The organism is Anoxybacteroides tepidamans, assembly GCF_014201465.1.
Classification (GTDB): Bacteria; Bacillota; Bacilli; order Bacillales; family Anoxybacillaceae; genus Anoxybacteroides; species Anoxybacteroides tepidamans.
Window position 1 is genome coordinate 48,981 of record NZ_JACHEP010000002.1, and the last position, 20,360, is coordinate 69,340.

A 20,360-nucleotide genomic window follows, 5' to 3' on the forward strand; every position below is an offset into this window, starting at 1 on the left:
TCCCATCTTTTTGTTATGTCGACCAAAGCGTTGGATTATGTTTTAATTGCTTTTCTAATCGTTTATAAGAAACATACATCGCAACGCGCCATGGTACAATCATCGCAAACGCCAATAAATAAAACATTCCACTCAGCTGGTGATAGTCAATCGCTCTTCCTAAATACGATTTTAACGCAAGACGAATAACGATCAAGCTCACTAAAATCCAAATAAACGCTTTTGACCGCTTTAAATAAATATGGTTGTCGCGAATTTCAAATTTCGATGTTTTAATTAAAAAAATCGAAAAAAAGGCACCGAGCACAATTGCTTCAATGAGCTCCCCTTTTGTCACACGAAAAAGCGGATCTAAAAACATAAGCGAACCAGTGCTCATAAAAAGGGGCGGCAAAATAATTTTTTTTGCATTGGTCGGTCTTTTAGATGCTTTCATACGCACAAATAAAATCAGTAATGCCATTATGACTGCTACTATTGAACTTACAACTGCCAAACACATCATCCTTTGCTATGAAGTTTTACTACTCGATTAATATAAATGAAACACGAAAAAGGTTTGCACATATCTTTCCTACATTAATGCACGGGCAACCGCTTCCATTACGCGGCTTTCTTCAAACGGCTTGACGATAAAATCAATCGCTCCTGCTTCAATTGCTTCAACGACCATTTTTTGTTGTCCCATCGCTGAACACATAATAATTTTCGCTTTCGGATCGATTTGTTTGATCGCTTTCACTGCTTCAATGCCGTTCATAACAGGCATCGTAATATCTAACATAACAATGTCTGGCTTCAACGTTCGGTATAGTTCAACGGCTTCTTTACCGTTTTCCCCTTCTCCTACAATCTCATGGTTTACTTTTCGCAAAATGTTCGACAATGTCATTCTTATAAATTTTGCATCATCGACAATTAATATTTTTGCCATAATGATCCCCCTATTAGCCAGAAAAAATAATATGAGCATAACCGGTCGGCAGTCCTATGCAACAATGTAACGAATTTGCTACAAAATTTCAACTTAAATACAGTGACAATATGTGATCATTTTTGACATCAAAACCCTGTAAATCCACCAAAAATACTCGTCGTATATACGATAATTTTTGTCATCCAATCAAAAAATAACACAATCCCCATCACGATCATTACATATCCGCCCGCTTTCATGATTTTAACATGATAGCGGCGAATCCACTGCATTTTGCCGATGAAAAACGATAAAAGGAAAAACGGAACAGCAAATCCTAACGAATAGGCGGTCATATATAAAACGCCGGAGCTTGGATTTGTTGCCGCCAGCGCAATGACCGATACTAAAATCGGACCTGTACACGGCGTCCAACCTGCCGCAAACGCCGTCCCGATCAGCGCCGAACCGACATATCCCGATGGGCGGTTGCGGAAAGAAATGCGATGATCTTTCATTAAAAACCTAGGCTTGAACACACCGATAATAACAAATCCAAAGAAAATGATCAAAATGGCACCTATTTGTCGAATAAAATCTTGATATTGTTTAAACCATTCTCCTATCAGCGACGTACCAAAACCGATCGAGATAAAAATGAGGGAAAAACCGAGCAAGAAAAACAACGTATGCAATAAGCTCCGTTTTTGTAGCATCGCATTCTCCGATTGCAGTTCCCCGACCGATACACCGGTAATGTATGATAAAAAGGCTGGATATAACGGCAAACAGCATGGAGAAATAAACGATAAAAACCCTGCACCAAATGCTAAAAAAAGATTCAAATCTGTCATTAGCTCCAACCCCTGCTCTATTTTCCTTTTTATTTTATCAAAAAACGAACTTTCTTGTTAATTTTTCTTCTTTCATTAATTATGGTTTGTTTTTCTTTTGAATTAATTGCCAAAATAGTATACAATACCTATATAACTTTGTACAAAAGAAAGGACTTGTTCTCCCGTGTCAAAACAAGAAATGCTCCGACTCATTGAAAAAAAGCGAAATGAATTAATTGAGATGGTGGCCAAAAGCGGCTTAAACGCAGCGATCACGATTCAAATAAGCCAAGAATTAGATTCGCTTCTTAACCAATATAACGAATATATGTGCAAAAAGAAGAAACGCCTCTCCTCTCCATAGAAAGCAACGAGGCGTTTTCTTATATTCTTAGACGCGCTCTTCGACATCTACCGATTCGATCTGCAACATGTATATGTTATAATAAAGCCCTCGTTGTGCTAACATCTCTTGATGATAAAAAAACAAAACATCCGATTCACCGGAAATGATAGAGGTTTTCTCATCCCTTCGAAATATTTTCATCCAATTTCCCCTACCCTCAAAAGACATGTACGGTGCTAACACCCTTTAATCTACCTCATTCGTCTGTATGACAGACCGACTATATCATTATAGCAAAAATTGAAAAATTTTGAAAGTGAAAAACAGAAAAGACACTCCGCCGAGTGCCTGTCCAACGCTTATTTCAGCTGATTGTTCATCGCTTTCATCATTTGATTGATTTTCTTTTGCGATGGCGTCATCCCCATTTGCATCATCATCATACGAATCATTTGTTCGTTAATTGGTGGGTTTTTCTTTAAATAGTTCATCATCGTTTTACGGGCAATGAAAAATCCTAGCGCTGTTCCAGCGACGAGCGCTAGAATGCCAACGAGAATCGTTGTCCACATACTACCTTTTCCTCCTTCATGTTGTCTATCTAACAGTGTACTAAACAATGCGTGATTATACAATATTTCCCCGTAAAAATCTTTTATTTACGCAAATTTTCTTTCGTTTGCTGCAAGCGTCAGCCATTGATGGTGACGAAAATGGACGTCGACAGCTAAAAAAGAAGGTGAGACCATCGCCAGTGCTTGAAAAAAACGATCAATTAAAGCTTGGCTGTCGCAAACGAGAAGCAAACGGCGCTTTTGAACGATGATAAGCGCTTCTTCATTTGTCTGTTCATCTTTGAGTACCAACATATTCCGTTCCAAATTTTTTTCAACTTGTCCCGAAAAATGTTCATTCACTCCTAATTCCAGCCGCGAAAACGAAATTTTCTCGGTAATAAATTCGATTTGTTTGCGATAGATGCTTTTTAATGGGGCTGTTTGATACTGATATTCTCGCAACAGTTCAACAATTTTCTCAGGACGATGATAATAGCCTGAAACCACTTCATCACGAAACAAATAAACCCAATAATGCGCCACAGTTCGCCCCCCATTCTTCTTTTTCCTTCATTATAAGGAAAGATGGGGGAAAAACATGTCTATTAGTGAAAAAATTTTTCACTAGTTTTGTCGAATAAAGACAAAAGCTGCCCTTTGGAAAGGACAGCTTTTTTGATTATTTATTGAGCAATGCTTTGACGCGGCTGACAACATTGTCCACCGTAAATCCGTATTCCTCCATAATTTTTTCGCCTGGAGCAGAAGCGCCGAAACGATCGATTGCTAAAATGTCACCTTCAACGCCTGTATAGCGCTCCCAACCGAAAGATGCAGCCATTTCGATCGCCAGACGTTTTTTCACACTAGAAGGCAATACTTGCTCTTTATAGTCTTGCGGTTGTTGTTCAAAGCGATCCCACGATGGCATGCTGATAACAGAAACATGAATGCCTTCAGCAGCTAACGCTTTTTGCGCTTTGACAGCTAGGTTGACTTCAGAGCCGGACGCAAGCAACAGTGCTTCTGGATTGCCGTTTTCAGCTTCCGACACGACATACGCACCTTTTTTCACACCTTCGTACGCCCGCTCTGCTGTGGTTGCAAGCGTTGGAAGGTTTTGTCTTGTTAACACAAGCGCTGTTGGGCGATCTGTTGATTCTAACGCTAAGCGCCACGCTGCTGCCGTTTCATTTCCATCTGCTGGACGAATGACGGATAAATTTGGCATCGCACGCAATGATGGCAATTGCTCAATCGGCTCATGCGTTGGCCCGTCTTCACCGACGGCGATGCTGTCATGCGTCAAAACGTATGTGACTGGAAGGCCCATTAATGCCGCCAAACGAATCGCAGGGCGCAAATAATCAGAGAACACGAAGAATGTGCCGCCGAACACTTTGACGCCGCCGTGGAGCGCCATGCCATTCATCGCCGCACCCATTGCAAACTCGCGAACACCGAACCAAATGTTGCGCCCTTCATAGCTTTCCGGCATAAAATTGCCTGCGCCTTTAATGAGCGTTTTGTTCGAACCCGCAAGGTCGGCAGAACCGCCAATAAATTGCGGAACGGCTTTGGCGATTGCATTTAACACTTCTCCAGATGAAGCGCGCGTCGCCAAGCTTTTTCCTTCCGGATAAACAGGCAAGCTTGCTTCCCATCCTTCAGGAAGTTTGCCTTCGATAGCGAGTTCTAATTGGTTAGCGAGCTCTGGATAGGCATTTTTATAGGCCGCAAACAATTCGTTCCATTCCGCTTCTTTTTTCGCGCCTGCTTCTTGCACGGCTTGACGGAAGTGGGCATATACTTCTTCCGGCACATAAAAATCTTGTTCAAACGTCCATTTATATGCTTCTTTCGTTAATTTTAGTTCATCCGCACCGAGCGGAGCACCGTGAACATCCGAAGTGCCCGCTTTGTTTGGCGAACCGTAGCCGATCGTTGTTTTGACTTCAATTAATGTCGGACGGTCTAAATCTTTTTGTGCTTCGGCAATCGCTTCGGCAATTTCTTCGATATTATTGCCATCTTCTACACGAATGTATTGCCAACCGTACGCCTTGAAACGTTGTTCGACATTTTCGGAGAACGATAGGTTTAATTCTCCGTCGAGGGAAATGTCGTTTGAATCGTAAAGAACAATTAAGCGGCCAAGCTTCAAATGTCCTGCTAATGAAGCTGCTTCAGAAGCGACCCCTTCCATTAAATCGCCATCTCCGCAAATGGCATATGTGTAATGGTTAATAATTTCAAAGTTGTCTTTGTTATATGTAGCTGCCAAATGGCGTTCCGCCATTGCCATTCCAACGGCCATCGCAATTCCTTGACCAAGCGGACCTGTCGTTGCTTCCACGCCCGGTGTATGGCCGTATTCCGGGTGTCCTGGCGTTTTGCTTCCCCATTGGCGGAATTGTTTAATGTCTTCCATTGATACGTCATAGCCACTTAGATGAAGCAAGCTATACAAAAGCATCGAACCGTGCCCTGCAGATAATACAAAACGGTCGCGGTTAAACCATTTTGGATTGCTTGGGTTATGGTTCATAAATTTTGTCCAAAGCGTATACGCCATCGGTGCAGCGCCCATTGGCATCCCGGGATGTCCCGAATTCGCTTTTTCGATTGCATCAATCGACAATGTTCGAATCGTCGTGATCGCTAAGTGATCGATCGTCTGTGACATGTGTATTCATCCTTTCGTTCAAAACATTCTATCATCTCTATCATATAGAAAAGGAGGAAAAATGTACAACGTTTCTTTTAAAAAAGAAAGCATCTATTCCTTAGAATGCTTTCTTTCTTTCTTTCACAATATTAATGAAACCGCTTTTTCTGTCTTTCTTTTAATTTTTTCGGGGTAACATCGTTGCCGTTCGGATCGATAATCGTCACCGAGTGAAGCGTATCGGTCATCGCTTGGCGAAACGCTTGAAGATATTCGGTCCGAAGCTGCTGCTGTTCGATCCGCTCCTCTGCTGTTAAGCCGCTTGTTTTTGCTTTTTTCGCTAACTCATTAATGCGCGCAATTTTTTGTTTCGATAACATCGTTTCACCTAATTTCTTTAGCAATTTACGCTTTCATCTTACTAGAGAAAAGAGTAATTAGCAACCTACACATCTTGACGAACATATTCTTGGTAACGGCGATGAACGGTCGCTTTCGATACATCGTAACCGAAACCGCGCAATGTAACAGCGATTTCTTCAAACGTCAATCCGTTATGACGAAGGCGTACAATTTCTTCGATCGGCAATTCGATCCGTTCTCTCCCAGCATGTTCACCGATGTTTTTTAAATTTCGTTCCGGCCGATAACCGCGTTCTACTGCTTTTTGCATGCCGCGCTTAATTTTCAAATTATGTATTTTTCGTTGATATTCTTCGACAATGCTGAGGATATTTAATACCATTGAATCCGCTTCAGACAGCTGCATTTCTCCATTGTGACTAACGGTATATAATTTCGCTCCTTCTTTTTGAATGCAGTGAAGCAGAGCAATTCTCGCATTTCCCCGGCCAAGCCGTGTTTCGTCTTGAATCAAGACGGCATCGACCTTTTCTTCTTTCAATGCATCTAAAAGTTCCAACAATCCATCCCGCTCGATTTCATATCCGCTTGCTTGTTCCATGATCACTTTGACGACTTCAAAGCGATATTGTTCAGCAAGGCGCTCGAGCTCTTCCCGCTGCCGTTCGAGCGACGTTTCTTGCTCTTCTTTTGTCGTGCTGACCCGGCAATAAATGATTGCTTTCATTGAAAACCATCTCCATCGCTATTTACTGACGACTAACGTTTGGTCCGCTTCTGATTTTAACACGGGAATGACTAACTTTTCACCTGCCACAATTTTTTCGTCTGATAAATGATTAACGTCCATTACCCATTCAATAAACTCTTTCGTTGAGAGATGATGTGAAGATCGATATTCATTCGCTAACCCCCAAAGCGTATCGCCAGATGTAACCGTAATTTCGATATATTTTTCTTTTTGAACCGGATCGCTTGCATAGAAAAAGCCAGCCAATAACATAAACAAAAGACAAGAAAATACGAGATAATGAATGAGTTTCATCCTCTAGCCCCCTCTTAAGAATGTTTGTTCGCCTTTTTGTTTTTTATTATAGATAGAACGTTTGTTTGTGTCAACCGTTTTTTTCGAACTTATGTTTGTTTTTTTATATCCTCCATGCTATAATGAAAAAAACGATGAGTAAGAGGTGTGTAACATGACCAAACTCTCTAAACGCCAACAACAAATTTTGGATTTCATTAAAAAAGAAGTGAAAACAAAAGGGTATCCTCCTTCCGTTCGTGAGATTGGCGAAGCGGTCGGACTTGCCTCTAGCTCCACAGTGCACGGACATTTAGCACGACTCGAAAGCAAAGGATATATTCGCCGCGATCCAACGAAACCTCGCGCCATCGAAATATTGGATCCTGACTTTGTTTCGTTCATGCAACCAAGCGACATCATCAACGTTCCGGTCATCGGAAAAGTGACGGCTGGGCAACCGATTACCGCCATCGAAAACGTCGAAGATTATTTTCCGCTTCCAGAACGATTCGTCTCTGCAGAAGACTACGTATTTATGCTTGAAGTAATGGGCGACAGCATGATTGAGGCAGGCATTTTAGATGGGGATTATGTGATCGTTCGTCAGCAACAATCAGCTAATAACGGGGATATCGTCGTGGCTATGACGGAAGAAAATGAAGCGACGGTCAAACGATTTTTTAAAGAACAAGGTTACATTCGCCTCCAGCCGGAAAACTCCCATATGGAGCCCATTATCGTGAACGATGTGACGATTCTTGGAAAAGTGATTGGTGTTTATCGCATGATTCAATAAAAAAGGCTATCTCGCTGCTGCCGAGATAGCCTTTTGTTTTTTAATATAAAGCCATGTATTGGTCGCGTTCCCATTGATGAACGGCTGTGCGGAACATATCCCATTCGATTTCTTTCGCTTCGACAAAGTGTTCGAATAAATGTTTTCCTAATGCGTTCACAATCACTTCGTCTGATTTTAAGTTTTCCAATGCTTCCGCTAATGTCGATGGTAAATCAACGATTCCTTCTTCTAAGCGCTCTTCTTTTGTCATCACGTAGATGTTGCGATCAACCGGAGCAGGAGGAGTAAGTTTGTTTTTAATTCCGTCCAATCCAGCCGCAAGCAATACCGCCATCGCTAAATATGGGTTCGCTGCAGGATCGACGCTGCGAACTTCAATTCGTGTGCTCATGCCGCGCGATGCTGGAATGCGAATGAGCGGGCTCCGGTTGCGGGCCGACCACGCAACATAGCAAGGCGCTTCATATCCAGGAACAAGGCGTTTGTACGAGTTTACGGTCGGATTCGTTACTGCGGTAAAGTTCGGTGCGTGTTTTAACACGCCGGCAATAAACTGGCGAGCAACGTCGCTCAACTGCAAATCACCATTTGGATCAAAGAACGCGTTTTCATTGTTTCTAAATAGCGATAAGTTACAATGCATACCTGAACCGTTCACACCGAACAAAGGTTTTGGCATGAACGTTGCGTGCAAACCATGCTTGCGCGCCACCGTTTTAACGACGAGTTTAAACGTTTGAATGTCGTCGCACGCTTTCACTGCGTTTGCATATTTAAAGTCGATCTCATGTTGACCAGGCGCTACTTCATGGTGAGATGCTTCGATTTCAAAGCCCATTTCTTCCAGTTCCAATACGATATCGCGACGGCAATTTTCCCCTAAATCGGTTGGCGCTAAATCGAAATAACCGCCGTTGTCGTTTAATTCAAGCGTCGGATTGCCTTTTTCGTCAAGTTTGAACAAGAAAAACTCTGGCTCCGGGCCTAAGTTAAAGGCATTGAATCCTAGAGACTCCATTTCTTTTAACATGCGTTTTAAATTGTAACGCGGGCAGCCTTCAAATGGCGTACCATCTGGATTGTAAATGTCGCAAATAAAGCGAGCAACTTTCCCTTTTTCCGCTGTCCAAGGAAAAATAACAAATGTGTCTAAGTCTGGATATAAGTACATATCTGATTCTTCAATGCGGACAAATCCTTCAATTGAAGAACCGTCGAACATAATTTTGTTGTCTAACGCTTTTTCTAGCTGGCTGATCGGAATTTCAACGTTTTTAATCGTGCCAAGAATATCCGTAAATTGCAAACGGATATACTTGACGTTCTCCTCCTTGACAATGCGCACAATGTCTTCTCTTGTGTACTTCGCCATTTAAAACCCTCCCCGGTTAATCTAAAATTTATTTTTATGTGAAAAAACATAAACTACCTATTAATGGAAAAAGCGTGCAATATCGCCTTGACGAAGCGATGCGCGATTGAAACGACCCGCTTGTATCAACTCCGCTCGTAACAATTTCCGCAGCTCTTCGTCGGATAGCTGTTGCTTGACGATTTTTTCAACTTTTTCAGTCGGCTCTTGATTCGTCGCTTGACGAGATGCGAAAATTTGTTTAATTCCGGCCAAGTTTACTCCTTGATCAATTAAATCTTTAATTTCAAGAAGGCGATCGACATCGTTAAAGGAGAAAAGACGTCGATTTCCCTCCGTTCTAGCAGGAGAAACAAGTCCATGTTCTTCATAATAGCGGATTTGACGAGCAGACAACTCAGTTAATTGCATCACAATGCCGATCGGAAACAATGGCATCGAACGGCGGATGTTGCTACTCATGTCAAATACCTCCTTAATATCCGGGTACTTTCATTTTATTATAGCGTAATATAATATGTCAATAAAATGTTATATTTCCTTACAAATAAATGAGTTGTTTTTCCATGAGTTGATCGATCGCCGTGCAAATTGCAATTTTCACATGGGAATACGTCAATCCCCCTTGCACATACGCCACATACGGCGGACGGATCGGTCCGTCGGCAGTCAATTCGATGCTCGCTCCTTGCACAAACGTTCCCGCCGCCATAATGACGTCGTCTTCATAGCCCGGCATATAGTTAGGATACGGGGTAAAATGCGAGTTGACCGGCGAAGCGAATTGAATCGCTTGGCAAAATGCAATCATTTGCTCCGGATCGTCAAATTGCACGGATTGAATTAAATCTGTGCGCGTAGCGTTCCATGTTGGATACGTATTCATGCCGATGCGCTCGAGCATCGCCGCGGTAAATACGGCTCCTTTCAACGCTTGGCCGACGATGTGAGGCGCTAGGAAAAAGCCTTGGTACATTTCGTGTAAGCTATAAAGCGAGGCTCCCGCTTCCGCGCCGATTCCCGGCGATGTCAGCCGATAGGCGCACATATTTATATATTCGCGTTTGCCAACGAGATATCCTCCCGTTTTCGCCAATCCACCACCTGGATTTTTAATAAGCGAACCGGCGATTAAATCGGCACCGACATGGCATGGCTCTTTTTCTTCAACAAATTCGCCGTAGCAATTATCAACAAACACGACGACATCCGGCTTGATTGTCTTCACAAATTCAATCATTTCTTTAATTTCTGCAATCGTAAACGACGGGCGGGGATCGTATCCTTTTGAACGTTGAATACCGATCATTTTCGTCCGTTCGTTAATCGCTTGTTTGACCGCTGCAAAATCGACTTTCCCTTCAGTGGTGAGCGGAACGCTCTGATAGCCGATATGAAACTCTTTTAACGAGCCAACTCCTTTGCCGCGAATGCCAACAATTTCTTCAAGCGTATCGTACGGTTTGCCAGTAATATATAATAACTCATCTCCTGGACGTAACACGCCGAATAAGGCAATGGTAATGGCGTGTGTACCAGAAATAATTTGCGGGCGAACGAGCGCTGCTTCCCCAGCGAATACGTCGGCATACACTTTTTCAAGCGTATCGCGCCCGATGTCGTCATAGCCGTACCCGGTCGATGGGATAAAGTGCGCATCGCTCACTTGATGACGGCGAAAACTTTGCAAGACGCGGTATTGATTGTAATCAATTCGTTCGTCGATCTCCCGATGGATGTGCGCAATTTGTGCTTCGACTTCTTTGACGAGTGCGGAAATTTTTTCTCCGTGTTTTAAATGCTGAAACATAGAACAACCCTTTCTATTTTTGATATGTTCGTAGCTGCTCATAAAGCGGATGTGCTCGCAATATATAGCCTTTACATTCATATGTCCCATTTTGTTCGTTGTAATGAAATATTTGCAAAATCGTTTCCGTTTTTAGCTGAGCAAGCAGTTTTCCTTCAAAAGCCGGAATCGCAACATCGTAAGGCTCCATCGCTTCCGTGATCGCCGTTTCAATAAACTGGCGCAGTTTTTGCACATCATTTTCGTTAAGCGCGCTAATCAAAATTGAATCCGTTTTCGGACTTGGAACAAAGTTTGGATGGACGATATCGCGTTTATTATAAACGGTCGCCATCGGAATCGTTGTAACGCCCAGTTCCTCCAGCAAGCTATAAACGGTCTGTTCATGTTGAATATAATCGGGATTGGACGAATCGACAATATGTAAAATAAAATCGGCTTCTTTCACTTCTTCTAGCGTCGAGCGAAACGCCGCGACGAGCGTTGTCGGCAAGTCTTGAATAAAGCCGACGGTGTCGGTCAAAAGCACGGTATAGCCGCTTGGCAGCACAAGCTTTCGCGTAAGCGGATCAAGTGTCGCGAACAATAAGTTTTCCTCGAATGAATCGGCGTTCGTTAGGCGGTTAAAAAGCGTTGATTTACCAGCGTTCGTATAGCCGACTAGCGCGATTTGAAAAACAGCGTTTTTTTTGCGCCGCTCGCGATACCGTTCGCGATGTTCGACAATGACTTTTAGCTGCGCTTTAATTTCGTCGATGCGACGGCGAATATGGCGACGGTCTGTTTCTAACTTCGCTTCCCCCGGCCCTCTCGTTCCGATTCCGCCGCCAAGACGAGATAATTCCGCTCCTTGTCCACTTAAACGCGGCAAGATGTATTGCAGTTGGGCAAGCTCGACTTGCAATTTTCCTTCTTTTGATCGCGCCCGGCTTGCAAAAATGTCTAAAATAAGCTGCGTCCGGTCAATGACACGTATATTTAACAGCTTCGTTAAGTTGCGGTTTTGGCTTGGCGACAGCTCGTCATTAAAAATGACGACATCTGGGGCAAATTGTTCGACAAGATGCACTAGTTCTTCCACTTTTCCTTTTCCAATATACGTAGCCGGATGAATCGTCTCTCGCTTTTGTGTAAGATGGATGACGACTTCACCGTTTGCCGTATGAACGAGCGAGGCAAGCTCTTCCATCGAATACGAAAACCGTTCATCGTCGACATGCGGCAATTGGCAGCCGACGGTGATGACCTTTTCCAAATGCACACCTTCTTTCGTTTTCGCAAGATACACCTTCCTTCATCATACCAAATCTTTCTTCTAATCGCTATCTTTCAAAAATAATTGATTTTCCCGGCTATTCCTCCTAAAATGGTTACCGTATGACAAAGAAAGAAAGGACTTGCGATATGACTTGGGAAGTATTAAGCATTATCGGTACGATTGCGTTTGCGATTAGCGGTGCGATTGTAGCGATGGAAGAAGAATACGATATTCTTGGCGTTTATATTTTAGGGATTGTTACGGCGTTTGGCGGGGGAGCGGTGCGCAATTTATTGATTGGTGTCCCTGTTTCAGCGCTATGGGGACAAGGAATGTTATTTCACGTCGCACTGCTGGCGATGACACTCGTTTATTTGTTTCCGCAAAAAATGCTGCCGCATTGGCAGCGATGGGGAAATTTTTTTGATGCGCTTGGGCTTTCCGCCTTCGCCATTCAAGGGGCGTTATATGCCGTCCATATGAACCATCCGCTCAGTGCGGCGATTGTAGCAGCCGTTTTGACCGGAAGCGGTGGCGGCATTATTCGCGACGTGTTAGCGGGAAGAAAACCGCTCGTGTTGCGCGAGGAAATTTACGCCGCTTGGGCGATTTTAGCCGGCATCGCCGTCGGAACCGGCATCGCCGACTCGCCTGTTGGATTGTATGGATTGTTTGTCATCGTTGCGGCATTGCGCATTTTATCATATACGTACAACTGGAAATTGCCGAATAAATCATTGAAAATAAAAAATTAAAGCAGGAGCTGAAGGCATCCTGCTTTTTTACACTAGCCCTACTTCATTTTGGACGTGCTCCGCTCTTTCTTTCGGCAGCTACTCCTAGCAAGGCTTATCCGTTTTTCTTATTCTTTCCATCGCTCAACAATGGTCGCGGTTGCCATGCCGTGCCCGATGCAAATCGTTAATAAGCCGTAGCGCCCCTTTCGTCGTTCGAGTTCGTGAACGAGCGATGTCATGAGTTTCACGCCGGTTGCGCCGAGCGGGTGGCCTAAGGCGATCGCCCCACCGTTGACGTTCACTTTCGAAAGCGGTGCACCGATTTCTTTTTGCCAGGCAAGGACGACAGGAGCGAACGCTTCGTTAATTTCGACAAGGTCGATATCGTCAATCGTGAGGTTCGCTTTTTGCAATACTTTTTTCGTCGCTGGAATGACGCCGTCAAGCATATATGTCGGGTCTGAGCCGATGACCGTTTGCGCGACAATTTTTGCTTTCGGCTTCAAGCCGAGGCGAAGCGCTGTTTCGCGCTCCATCAGTAGCGCCGCCGCAGCACCGTCGCTCATTTGACTTGCGTTTCCAGCCGTAATTTTTCCGTTTTGTTTAAAGACCGGCTTCAATGTCGCCAACGCTTCAAGCGATGTATCTTGGCGCGGCCCTTCATCCGCTGTCACGATGATTTCGTTTCCGTCTTGGTCTAGCCCTTTTACCGGCACGATTTCTCGCTCGAAGCGACCCTCTGCTTGCGCCCGAAGCGCCCGTTGATGGCTTTCATACGCATATTCGTCTAACTGTTCTCTTGTCAATCCATATTTTTCAGCAATCAGTTCGGCAGAAACGCCTTGGTGAACGAATTCGTACTTTTCATGAAGCGACGGTGGAATCGTTCGCTCGTTCCCGTCACTTAAAATCGGCACTTTCGTCATGCTTTCTACACCAGCCGCAATCGTAATGTTCATATCACCTGATTTAATTTCTTGCGCAGCGAAATGAATCGCTTGCTGGCCGGAGCCGCACATCCGGTTGATTTGCACCGCCGGTACCTCCACCGGAAAGCCTGCTTCTAATGCCGCTAACCGGCCAATATTATAGCCTTGCTCGCCAATCGGCGTCACGCATCCCATCACAATATCTTCGACCAGCTGTTTTTCAATCCCCGCTCGTCTGACGACTTCATCGAGCGCCACAGCTGCTAAGTGAACAGGATGTTTATCGCGAAACACCCCGTTTCGCTTGCCGACAGGAGTGCGCACTGCTTCGACAATAACGACTTCTCGCATTTCTTCCCCTTCTTTCATTGATATGTGTAGAATCCTTTGCCTGTTTTTCGTCCAAGATGTCCCGCCTCGACAAGTTTACGAAGCGTTTGTGGTGGGCGGAACCGGTCGCCATATGCTTCTGTCATGTTTTCACTGACAAATAGCATCGTATCTAACCCGACTAAATCGGCAAGTTCAAACGGTCCCATCGGGTAATTAAGCCCGAGGCGAATCGCTTTGTCAATATGTTCGGCAGAAGCCACCCCTTCTTCGTACATGCGGATACATTCAATCATATGAGCCGCGAGCGCCCTTGTTGTCACAAACCCTTGCATATCTTTCACGACGACCGTTTCTTTGCCAATTTCTTCGGACAGTTGTTGAATCGCTTCAATCGTCTGCTCGGACGTCGCCACTCCTTTGACGATCTCAATGAGCTTCATGACTGGCGCCGGGTTAAACCAATGCATGCCGACGACTTGGCTCGGACGTTTGGTCGCTGCGGCAATCGCCGTGACGCTTAATTCCGACGTATTCGTTGCTAAAATCGTCTCTTGTTTCGTATAGTGATCGAGCTGTTCAAACACTTGTTTTTTGAGCGGCAAATGTTCTGGAACTGCTTCAATGACAATATCGGCATCTTTCACCGTTTCTTGTAAATTTGTTTCGGTTTGTATGCGGGAAAGGACATTCGTTGCTTCTTGTTCCGATAATTTGCCTGCTTTGACAAAACGGGCAAGGCTTTTTTGAATCGACCGCATTCCTTTTTCTAACGCCGCTTCAGAAATGTCGTATAAATAAACGGTTTTACCGCCCATCGCTAGCGACTGGGCGATGCCGCTTCCCATTAAGCCAGCACCGATAACGGCAATTGTTTGCATCGCTACTCCCCCTATTGAACATTCGCAAAATAATCACGCAATTGTTCACGCAATTTCATTTTCAAAAATTTTCCGACACTTGTTTTCGGAATTTCGTTCATAAAGACGATTTCATCTGGCAGCCACCATTTCGCAAATTGCGGACGTAAAAAGTCGTATAGTTCCTCTTTTGTCACACTTTTTCCTTCTTTCACTACAACGCAAGCGACCGGGCGCTCTTGCCACTGCGGGTGCGGTACGGCAACAACAGCCGCTTCAAATACCGCTTCATGCGCCATAAGCGCATTTTCTAAATCGACAGATGAAATCCACTCCCCGCCACTTTTAATGACGTCTTTTGTACGGTCGACGATTTTAATAAATCCTTCCTCATCAACCGTTACGACATCGCCTGTATATAACCAGCCGTCGCGGAACGCCTCTTTGCTTCGTTCGTCGTTATAATATTCGTCGGCAATCCACGGGCCGCGCAAGCATAGTTCGCCCATCTCCGTTCCATTCCACGCTACTTCGCCGTCTTTGCCGATCACTTTCATTTCTACCCCTGGGACAAGAAAGCCTTGTTTCGCGCGAATATCCAACTTTTCTTCGTTCGACACGTGCTGCTGGTAGCTTTTTAGGCGCGAAAGGACGACTAACGGGCTCGTTTCCGTCATGCCGTAAGCGTGTATAAACGGGATGCCGTATTTCTCTTCAAAGGCACGAATCATTCCTTTTGGCGCTGCCGAACCGCCGCATAAAATGCGCGTCACACTGCTTAAATCGTACGATCCTTTCTCCAATTCATTCAACAAGCCGAGCCAAACGGTCGGCACACCGGCCGCAAGCGTCACCTTTTCCGACTCCATCATTTCCGCCAAGATTTTCGGCGTAAACGCCGCTCCCGGCATCACTAACGTCGTGCCAAACCAAACGGCGGCAAACGGCAAGCCCCACGCATTCGCATGAAACATCGGCACGACCGACATGGCCACATCGGATTCCGACAATGCTGCGCTATCGGCAAGCCCTAGCGCCATGCTGTGGAGGACAATTCCTCGATGGGAATATAAAACACCCTTAGGATTTCCGGTTGTCGCAGACGTATAGCACATGCCAGCAGGGCTATGTTCATCGATGTCTTTGACAAACGAAATCGGCTCCGCTTGTTGTAACAATTCCTCATAATGATAAACCGGTGCCAGCGTCGTCTCTGGAAGCGTCGGTTCATCGGTCATAATGATAAACGCTTCGACGTTTATCTCGTCTTTCACCCGTTCAATAAGTGGCAATAAGTCGTCGTCAATCAATAGCACGCGATCGTTTGCGTGGTTAATAATGTAAGCGATATGTTGCGGTGACAGGCGAATGTTGATCGTATGCAACACCGCCCCGATTCCCGGAATGGCAAAATACGCTTCTAAATGACGGTGGTGATTCCACGCAAACGTACCGACCCGGTCCCCGATGTTTACGCCAAGTTTTTGCAAGGCGCCAGCGAGCTTTCGTGTGCGCTCGCCGATTTCTTTATACGTATGGCGGACAAGCCCTTTCTTCATCCGCGAAATGACTTGTTTTTTCGGAAAAAACATTTCGGCCCGTTCAAGCATTGTCGCAATATTTAATGGAACGTTCATCATTTGCACTCACTCCTCCATGTTCGTTTAGCTTTGGTGCTCGTGTACGTCTGGTAAAAAAATGTTCGTCGTAGCGGGTCGCTACTTCGATTCGGTCGTTGTCGATATGAATCATTTTTCGGTACATATCGCTTGCAAACCATGTTTTCGCTTCATCCGTTTCTAACACCGGCGCTAAACAACAATCGACTCGTTCACTAAATTCAATCCACTGTTGCAGCGTTTTCGAGCGAAACCAATGGGTAAGCTCTTGAAATACAGGGTTGTCTTCGCGAGCAGCAGACATATGCCCATCGAGCCACTCCGGCTTGCCGGCTGCGAGACAAAAGTTTCGCCAAAAGTGCGGCTCAAGCGCAGCTAGCGAAACGTACCGCCCGTCTTTTGTTTCATACAGATGATACGAAACGATCGTGCCAGCTAATACAGAAATGCCGTTTTTTTGTCCGGTATGATGCTCGAGCACAATATGGTTCGTCATTATCGAAAGCAAGCCATCGACGAGCGAAAGGTCAATGTATCTCCCTTTACCCGTTCGCTCGCGAGCGTATAGCGCAGCGACAATTTGTTCAACGGCATGGATGCTACCGATTAAATCAGCAAGCGTAATCGCCGGATGAACGGGGCGGCCGCTTTGATCTTTTAGTTGCGCTAGCACACCTGTTATCGCCATATAATTTAAATCGTGGCTTCCTAACGATGCATACCGGCTATGCTGACCGTAGCCGCTGATCGAACAGTAAACGATCGACGGGTTGAGGGCATACACATCTTCGTAGCTTAACCCGAGCCGCTTCATCACCCCCGGACGGAAGCTTTCGATCACGACGTCCGCTTGGCAGATGAGCTGCTGAACCGCTTGGAAGTCTTGCGCGTTTTTTAAATCTAAAGCAATGCTTCGCTTATTTTTGTTGTTCGCTTCAAAAATGCAATCGTCGGCAAGCTTCCGCATCATATCCCCTGTTTTCGGCTCAATTTTCACGACTTCGGCGCCTAAATCGGCTAAACGGAGGCTGGCAAATGGACCAGGGAGATAATGGGAAAAATCGATGACTTTTACTCCTTCTAACAAACGGCCATCCCCTTTCTATATGAGATCAAGGCTTTTTGCAATGATCGTTTTCATAATCTCATTCGTTCCGGCATAAATCGCGCTAACTGGGATGTCGCGGTAGCGTCTTGCAATCTCGTATTCTTCCATATAGCCATAGCCGCCATGAAGTTGCATTCCCTCTGCCGCTATACGTTTGGCCATTTCTGTAATCCACCATTTCGCCATCGATACGTTTGTCACGACATCCTTCCCGTCCATATGTTGTTGAATAACATCATCGAGAAACGTTCGGCCTAATGCGATTTCCGTAGCCATCTCTGCAAGCCGGAATTGGACGGTTTGAAATTGGCTAATTGTTTTTCCAAATGCCGACCGGCTTTTTACATATTTTTTCGTGAGATCAAACATCACTTCTGCAGCCGTTTGCGCGGCAATCGCGACAATAAGCCGCTCTTGCTGCAATTTTTCCATTAAATAGTAAAACCCTTTTCCTTCTTCACCGAGCAAGTTTTCCGCCGGAACTTTCGCATCGGCAAAAAACAGTTCGGCCGTATCTTGGGCGTGGAGCCCGACTTTTTCGAGTTTCCGGCCGCGCGTAAATCCAAGCGTCCCTCTTTCGACGACAAGCAGGCTGATCCCTTTATGCGGCGGATTCGCACTCGGGTTCGTTTTGCAGACGACAATGACTAAATCGGCATGAATGCCGTTTGTAATAAACGTTTTTTGCCCGTTGACGATGTAGTAGTCGCCATGTTTCACCGCCGTTGTTTTGATGCCCGCCAAATCAGAGCCTGCCCCCGGTTCCGTCATCGCAATGGCGCTAATAATTTCTCCGGATACACATTTCGGCAACCATTTTTTCTTTTGTTCTTCTGTTCCGTAAGAGGCGATGTACGGGACGACGATGTCGTTATGCAAGCCGATGCCGACAAGGCTTGCCCCGACTTTTTCCAACTCTTCATTCATCACAACCGAATAGCCGAAATCAGCGCCAAACCCACCGTACACTTCATCAACCCATGGGCAAAGGAACCCGTTCTTCCCCATTTTCCGCCAAAATTCACGCGGAATGATTCCTTGCTTTTCCCACTCTGCATAATACGGGTAAGCTTCTTTTTCTAAAAATTTGCGGAAAGCATCACGGAACATGTGATGCTCTTCGCGTAAATAAGTTGCTGCCATCTTCTCACCCTCTTACGACTGCGTTGCTTTTTTCATTTGTTCGCGAAGCAGAAATTTCTGAATTTTTCCGCTTGCATTCCGCGGCAATGCGTCGACAAAATAATACGCACGTGGCCGTTTGTACGGGGCAAGCCGGTCGCTGTTTTTGCAAAACTGATCAAGTTCTTCGGCGGTGACGTTCGAATCTTTTTTGACGACAAACGCCACAACTTTTTCGCCCCACATTTCATCTGGCTCTCCAAGAACAGCCACATCAAGCACTCCTTTATGTTCATATAACACATCTTCCACTTCACGCGGGTACACGTTTTCACCGCCGCTAATAATCATGTCATCGACGCGGTCAGCGACGTATAAATAGCCGTCTTCATCCATATAGCCTAAATCGCCGGAGTGGTACCATCCTTTGTACAACGCTTTTTCTGTCGCTTCTTCGCGGTTGTAATAGCCGATCATCATGCACGGACCTTTGACGATAATTTCGCCGACTTGCCCCGGTGGCAGGATGTCGTCTGGATCGGACGGACCGTCTTCCCGCGGTTTTACGATGCGAATTTCATGGTTTAAGCAAGCGCGCCCAGCCGATCCGGCTTTTGTTAATTGCTCGTCTTCGTATAAGAAAGTCACAGCTGGCCCCATTTCCGTCATGCCATACGCTTGGATTAAGTCAATGCCTAACCGCTCTTTGCATTCTTTCACAAGCACTGGCGCCATCGGAGCCGCCCCATATAGACCGATACGAAGCGACGATAAATCATAATCCGACAGCTTTTCTTGCAAGAGCATATTCCACATCGTCGGCGCGGCGAATAATACGGTAATTCGCTCTTGTTCGATGACGTTTAATACTTGTTTCGGGTCGAAATGATGAACAATAACATTTGTTGCGCCAGCGTGAACGCGCGGAAGGAAACAACAATGCAATTCAGCACAATGAAACATTGGCGCAGTGACAAGCCCTCGTTCCGTATCACGAATGCGCATGACCGAGTTGCAAATCAAACTTTGTTCGATCATGTCGCGGTGCCGATGCATCACCCCTTTTGGCCGTCCGGTTGTCCCGCTTGTGTACATAATCGCATATAAATCATTTTCTGATACATCAATGTGTGGAAGTTCGGCTGAAGCTGCTTGGATGCGTTCATAGTAATGCACTGCATAAGCTGGCGGATCTGCATCAATATACCAAAATGAAATGTGAGGAAATTTATGGTGAATATTCGCTATTTGTGGTTCGACCGCTTTTTCAAATAAAACGATTTTCGGGGATGCATCCGTTAAAATGTAAGCGATTTCTTGCGATTTCAAGCGAAAATTAATCGGGTTGAATACCGCGCCAATTTTCGCACAGGCAAAAAAGGCCGTGGCTAATTCGGCCGTATTAAACAACACGGTTGAAACTCGATCACCTTTTCTTACCCCCATCTTAATAAAAGCGTTTGCAAGAACGTTCACTTCCTGCTCCCACTGTTCATACGTGTACCGAAGCCCTGTCCGGATATCGACAAGCGCTTCTTTTTTCGGAAATTTTCTTACCGTTTGTGCAAACACTTCGCCAATCGTCATATACAAAGCAAGCCCTCCTTTAATATTTTATTCAAATAATTCTAAAAATAATGTATATTCTGTTCTTTTTCATTACATTCTACATCGTTTCGTAAAAACCCTTCTTCAAATAAAAG

At 45.1% G+C, this 20,360-nt stretch carries 23 protein-coding genes; 3 read left to right on the forward strand and 20 right to left on the reverse strand.

Annotation, left to right across the window (positions count from 1 at the left end; translation table 11 throughout):
- Positions 1-13: 13 nt before the first annotated feature.
- The 3 genes from HNQ34_RS03115 to HNQ34_RS03125 form a co-directional block, all read right to left on the reverse strand.
- Entirely contained in the window at positions 14-502 is a 489-nt protein-coding gene (locus tag HNQ34_RS03115; RefSeq protein WP_409978348.1) for a CcdC family protein, read from the reverse strand.
- 72 nt (positions 503-574) lie between these two features.
- A complete protein-coding gene (locus tag HNQ34_RS03120) occupies positions 575-934 on the reverse strand; it encodes a response regulator (RefSeq protein WP_183251435.1) in 360 nt (119 codons plus the stop codon).
- A 128-nt stretch (positions 935-1,062) separates the two neighbouring features.
- Positions 1,063-1,770 carry a cytochrome c biogenesis CcdA family protein gene (locus HNQ34_RS03125; RefSeq protein WP_183251437.1) on the reverse strand — a complete coding sequence of 236 codons (708 nt, stop codon included), beginning with the start codon at positions 1,768-1,770 and terminating at the stop codon, positions 1,063-1,065.
- Positions 1,771-1,936: 166 nt separating this feature from the next.
- Between HNQ34_RS03125 and HNQ34_RS03130 the strand changes: the two genes are divergently transcribed.
- A complete protein-coding gene (locus HNQ34_RS03130; protein WP_183251439.1) occupies positions 1,937-2,116 on the forward strand; it encodes an aspartyl-phosphate phosphatase Spo0E family protein in 180 nt (59 codons plus the stop codon).
- A 27-nt stretch (positions 2,117-2,143) separates the two neighbouring features.
- Here the strand turns inward: HNQ34_RS03130 and HNQ34_RS03135 are convergent, their stop codons facing one another.
- The 7 genes from HNQ34_RS03135 to yneA all read right to left on the reverse strand — a co-directional run bounded on the left by HNQ34_RS03135 (position 2,144) and on the right by yneA (position 6,731).
- Complete coding sequence (locus tag HNQ34_RS03135) at positions 2,144-2,299, reverse strand: hypothetical protein (protein WP_183251441.1); 156 nt, start codon at positions 2,297-2,299, stop codon at positions 2,144-2,146.
- Positions 2,300-2,457: 158 nt separating this feature from the next.
- Positions 2,458-2,670, reverse strand: coding sequence for a YneF family protein (locus tag HNQ34_RS03140; RefSeq protein ID WP_183251443.1), 213 nt, complete (start codon positions 2,668-2,670; stop codon positions 2,458-2,460).
- A gap of 87 nt (positions 2,671-2,757) precedes the next feature.
- Positions 2,758-3,198 carry a sporulation inhibitor of replication protein SirA gene (gene sirA, locus HNQ34_RS03145; RefSeq protein WP_183251445.1) on the reverse strand — a complete coding sequence of 147 codons (441 nt, stop codon included), beginning with the start codon at positions 3,196-3,198 and terminating at the stop codon, positions 2,758-2,760.
- Between the two features lie 136 nt (positions 3,199-3,334).
- The gene (gene tkt / locus HNQ34_RS03150) at positions 3,335-5,341 is read right to left on the reverse strand and encodes a transketolase (protein WP_183251447.1); all 2,007 of its coding nucleotides are present in this window, start codon (positions 5,339-5,341) and stop codon (positions 3,335-3,337) included.
- Between the two features lie 131 nt (positions 5,342-5,472).
- Positions 5,473-5,703, reverse strand: coding sequence for a DUF896 domain-containing protein (locus HNQ34_RS03155; protein WP_183252200.1), 231 nt, complete (start codon positions 5,701-5,703; stop codon positions 5,473-5,475).
- Positions 5,704-5,768: 65 nt separating this feature from the next.
- On the reverse strand, positions 5,769-6,413 hold the full coding sequence (locus HNQ34_RS03160; RefSeq protein ID WP_183251450.1) for a YneB family resolvase-like protein: 645 nt from the start codon (positions 6,411-6,413) through the stop codon (positions 5,769-5,771).
- Between the two features lie 18 nt (positions 6,414-6,431).
- Positions 6,432-6,731: a cell division suppressor protein YneA gene (gene yneA / locus HNQ34_RS03165; RefSeq protein ID WP_183251452.1), complete on the reverse strand. Its 300-nt coding sequence runs from the start codon at positions 6,729-6,731 to the stop codon at positions 6,432-6,434.
- 154 nt (positions 6,732-6,885) lie between these two features.
- Between yneA and lexA the strand changes: the two genes are divergently transcribed.
- Complete coding sequence (gene lexA / locus HNQ34_RS03170; RefSeq protein ID WP_183251454.1) at positions 6,886-7,509, forward strand: transcriptional repressor LexA; 624 nt, start codon at positions 6,886-6,888, stop codon at positions 7,507-7,509.
- Between the two features lie 40 nt (positions 7,510-7,549).
- On the opposite strand, the gene glnA is transcribed toward lexA, so the two are convergent.
- The 4 genes from glnA to hflX all read right to left on the reverse strand — a co-directional run bounded on the left by glnA (position 7,550) and on the right by hflX (position 11,955).
- Positions 7,550-8,884, reverse strand: a complete 1,335-nt coding sequence (glnA, locus tag HNQ34_RS03175; RefSeq protein WP_183251456.1) for a type I glutamate--ammonia ligase — start codon at positions 8,882-8,884, stop codon at positions 7,550-7,552.
- Between the two features lie 60 nt (positions 8,885-8,944).
- Positions 8,945-9,346 carry a MerR family transcriptional regulator gene (locus HNQ34_RS03180; protein ID WP_183251458.1) on the reverse strand — a complete coding sequence of 134 codons (402 nt, stop codon included), beginning with the start codon at positions 9,344-9,346 and terminating at the stop codon, positions 8,945-8,947.
- Between the two features lie 79 nt (positions 9,347-9,425).
- Positions 9,426-10,694, reverse strand: coding sequence for a methionine gamma-lyase family protein (locus tag HNQ34_RS03185; protein WP_183251460.1), 1,269 nt, complete (start codon positions 10,692-10,694; stop codon positions 9,426-9,428).
- Positions 10,695-10,707: 13 nt separating this feature from the next.
- The gene (gene hflX / locus HNQ34_RS03190) at positions 10,708-11,955 is read right to left on the reverse strand and encodes a GTPase HflX (RefSeq protein ID WP_183252202.1); all 1,248 of its coding nucleotides are present in this window, start codon (positions 11,953-11,955) and stop codon (positions 10,708-10,710) included.
- 143 nt (positions 11,956-12,098) lie between these two features.
- On the opposite strand from hflX, the gene HNQ34_RS03195 reads away from it, so the two are divergent.
- A complete protein-coding gene (locus tag HNQ34_RS03195; RefSeq protein WP_183251462.1) occupies positions 12,099-12,707 on the forward strand; it encodes a trimeric intracellular cation channel family protein in 609 nt (202 codons plus the stop codon).
- A 107-nt stretch (positions 12,708-12,814) separates the two neighbouring features.
- Here the strand turns inward: HNQ34_RS03195 and HNQ34_RS03200 are convergent, their stop codons facing one another.
- From HNQ34_RS03200 to HNQ34_RS03225, 6 genes are read right to left on the reverse strand one after another with little or no spacing between them, the layout of a single operon-like run.
- A complete protein-coding gene (locus tag HNQ34_RS03200) occupies positions 12,815-13,969 on the reverse strand; it encodes a thiolase family protein (RefSeq protein WP_183251464.1) in 1,155 nt (384 codons plus the stop codon).
- Positions 13,970-13,983: 14 nt separating this feature from the next.
- Positions 13,984-14,829, reverse strand: coding sequence for a 3-hydroxyacyl-CoA dehydrogenase family protein (locus HNQ34_RS03205; RefSeq protein WP_183251466.1), 846 nt, complete (start codon positions 14,827-14,829; stop codon positions 13,984-13,986).
- An 11-nt stretch (positions 14,830-14,840) separates the two neighbouring features.
- The gene (locus HNQ34_RS03210; RefSeq protein WP_183251468.1) at positions 14,841-16,448 is read right to left on the reverse strand and encodes a long-chain fatty acid--CoA ligase; all 1,608 of its coding nucleotides are present in this window, start codon (positions 16,446-16,448) and stop codon (positions 14,841-14,843) included.
- The gene (locus HNQ34_RS03215) at positions 16,411-17,514 is read right to left on the reverse strand and encodes a CaiB/BaiF CoA transferase family protein (RefSeq protein ID WP_183251470.1); all 1,104 of its coding nucleotides are present in this window, start codon (positions 17,512-17,514) and stop codon (positions 16,411-16,413) included. Before HNQ34_RS03215 ends, HNQ34_RS03210 begins: the two co-directional genes overlap by 38 nt.
- A gap of 15 nt (positions 17,515-17,529) precedes the next feature.
- A complete protein-coding gene (locus tag HNQ34_RS03220) occupies positions 17,530-18,678 on the reverse strand; it encodes an acyl-CoA dehydrogenase family protein (protein ID WP_183251472.1) in 1,149 nt (382 codons plus the stop codon).
- Positions 18,679-18,690: 12 nt separating this feature from the next.
- Positions 18,691-20,250, reverse strand: a complete 1,560-nt coding sequence (locus tag HNQ34_RS03225; protein ID WP_183251474.1) for a fatty acid--CoA ligase — start codon at positions 20,248-20,250, stop codon at positions 18,691-18,693.
- Positions 20,251-20,360 lie beyond the last annotated feature (110 nt).

What these genes read in the sequence shown, in the direction of transcription:
- HNQ34_RS03200 (WP_183251464.1), bottom strand. Translation starts at nt 13,969, where the DNA reads ATGCGAGAAGTCGTTATTGTCGAAGCAGTGCGCACTCCTGTCGGCAAG.
- HNQ34_RS03125 (WP_183251437.1), bottom strand. Translation starts at nt 1,770, where the DNA reads ATGACAGATTTGAATCTTTTTTTAGCATTTGGTGCAGGGTTTTTATCG.
- HNQ34_RS03220 (WP_183251472.1), bottom strand. Translation starts at nt 18,678, where the DNA reads ATGGCAGCAACTTATTTACGCGAAGAGCATCACATGTTCCGTGATGCT.
- HNQ34_RS03155 (WP_183252200.1), bottom strand. Translation starts at nt 5,703, where the DNA reads ATGTTATCGAAACAAAAAATTGCGCGCATTAATGAGTTAGCGAAAAAA.
- HNQ34_RS03210 (WP_183251468.1), bottom strand. Translation starts at nt 16,448, where the DNA reads ATGATGAACGTTCCATTAAATATTGCGACAATGCTTGAACGGGCCGAA.
- HNQ34_RS03115 (WP_409978348.1), bottom strand. Translation starts at nt 502, where the DNA reads ATGTGTTTGGCAGTTGTAAGTTCAATAGTAGCAGTCATAATGGCATTA.
- lexA (WP_183251454.1), top strand. Translation starts at nt 6,886, where the DNA reads ATGACCAAACTCTCTAAACGCCAACAACAAATTTTGGATTTCATTAAA.
- HNQ34_RS03135 (WP_183251441.1), bottom strand. Translation starts at nt 2,299, where the DNA reads ATGAAAATATTTCGAAGGGATGAGAAAACCTCTATCATTTCCGGTGAA.
- HNQ34_RS03205 (WP_183251466.1), bottom strand. Translation starts at nt 14,829, where the DNA reads ATGCAAACAATTGCCGTTATCGGTGCTGGCTTAATGGGAAGCGGCATC.
- HNQ34_RS03120 (WP_183251435.1), bottom strand. Translation starts at nt 934, where the DNA reads ATGGCAAAAATATTAATTGTCGATGATGCAAAATTTATAAGAATGACA.
- HNQ34_RS03185 (WP_183251460.1), bottom strand. Translation starts at nt 10,694, where the DNA reads ATGTTTCAGCATTTAAAACACGGAGAAAAAATTTCCGCACTCGTCAAA.
- HNQ34_RS03195 (WP_183251462.1), top strand. Translation starts at nt 12,099, where the DNA reads ATGACTTGGGAAGTATTAAGCATTATCGGTACGATTGCGTTTGCGATT.
- glnA (WP_183251456.1), bottom strand. Translation starts at nt 8,884, where the DNA reads ATGGCGAAGTACACAAGAGAAGACATTGTGCGCATTGTCAAGGAGGAG.
- yneA (WP_183251452.1), bottom strand. Translation starts at nt 6,731, where the DNA reads ATGAAACTCATTCATTATCTCGTATTTTCTTGTCTTTTGTTTATGTTA.
- HNQ34_RS03160 (WP_183251450.1), bottom strand. Translation starts at nt 6,413, where the DNA reads ATGAAAGCAATCATTTATTGCCGGGTCAGCACGACAAAAGAAGAGCAA.
- HNQ34_RS03180 (WP_183251458.1), bottom strand. Translation starts at nt 9,346, where the DNA reads ATGAGTAGCAACATCCGCCGTTCGATGCCATTGTTTCCGATCGGCATT.
- tkt (WP_183251447.1), bottom strand. Translation starts at nt 5,341, where the DNA reads ATGTCACAGACGATCGATCACTTAGCGATCACGACGATTCGAACATTG.
- HNQ34_RS03140 (WP_183251443.1), bottom strand. Translation starts at nt 2,670, where the DNA reads ATGTGGACAACGATTCTCGTTGGCATTCTAGCGCTCGTCGCTGGAACA.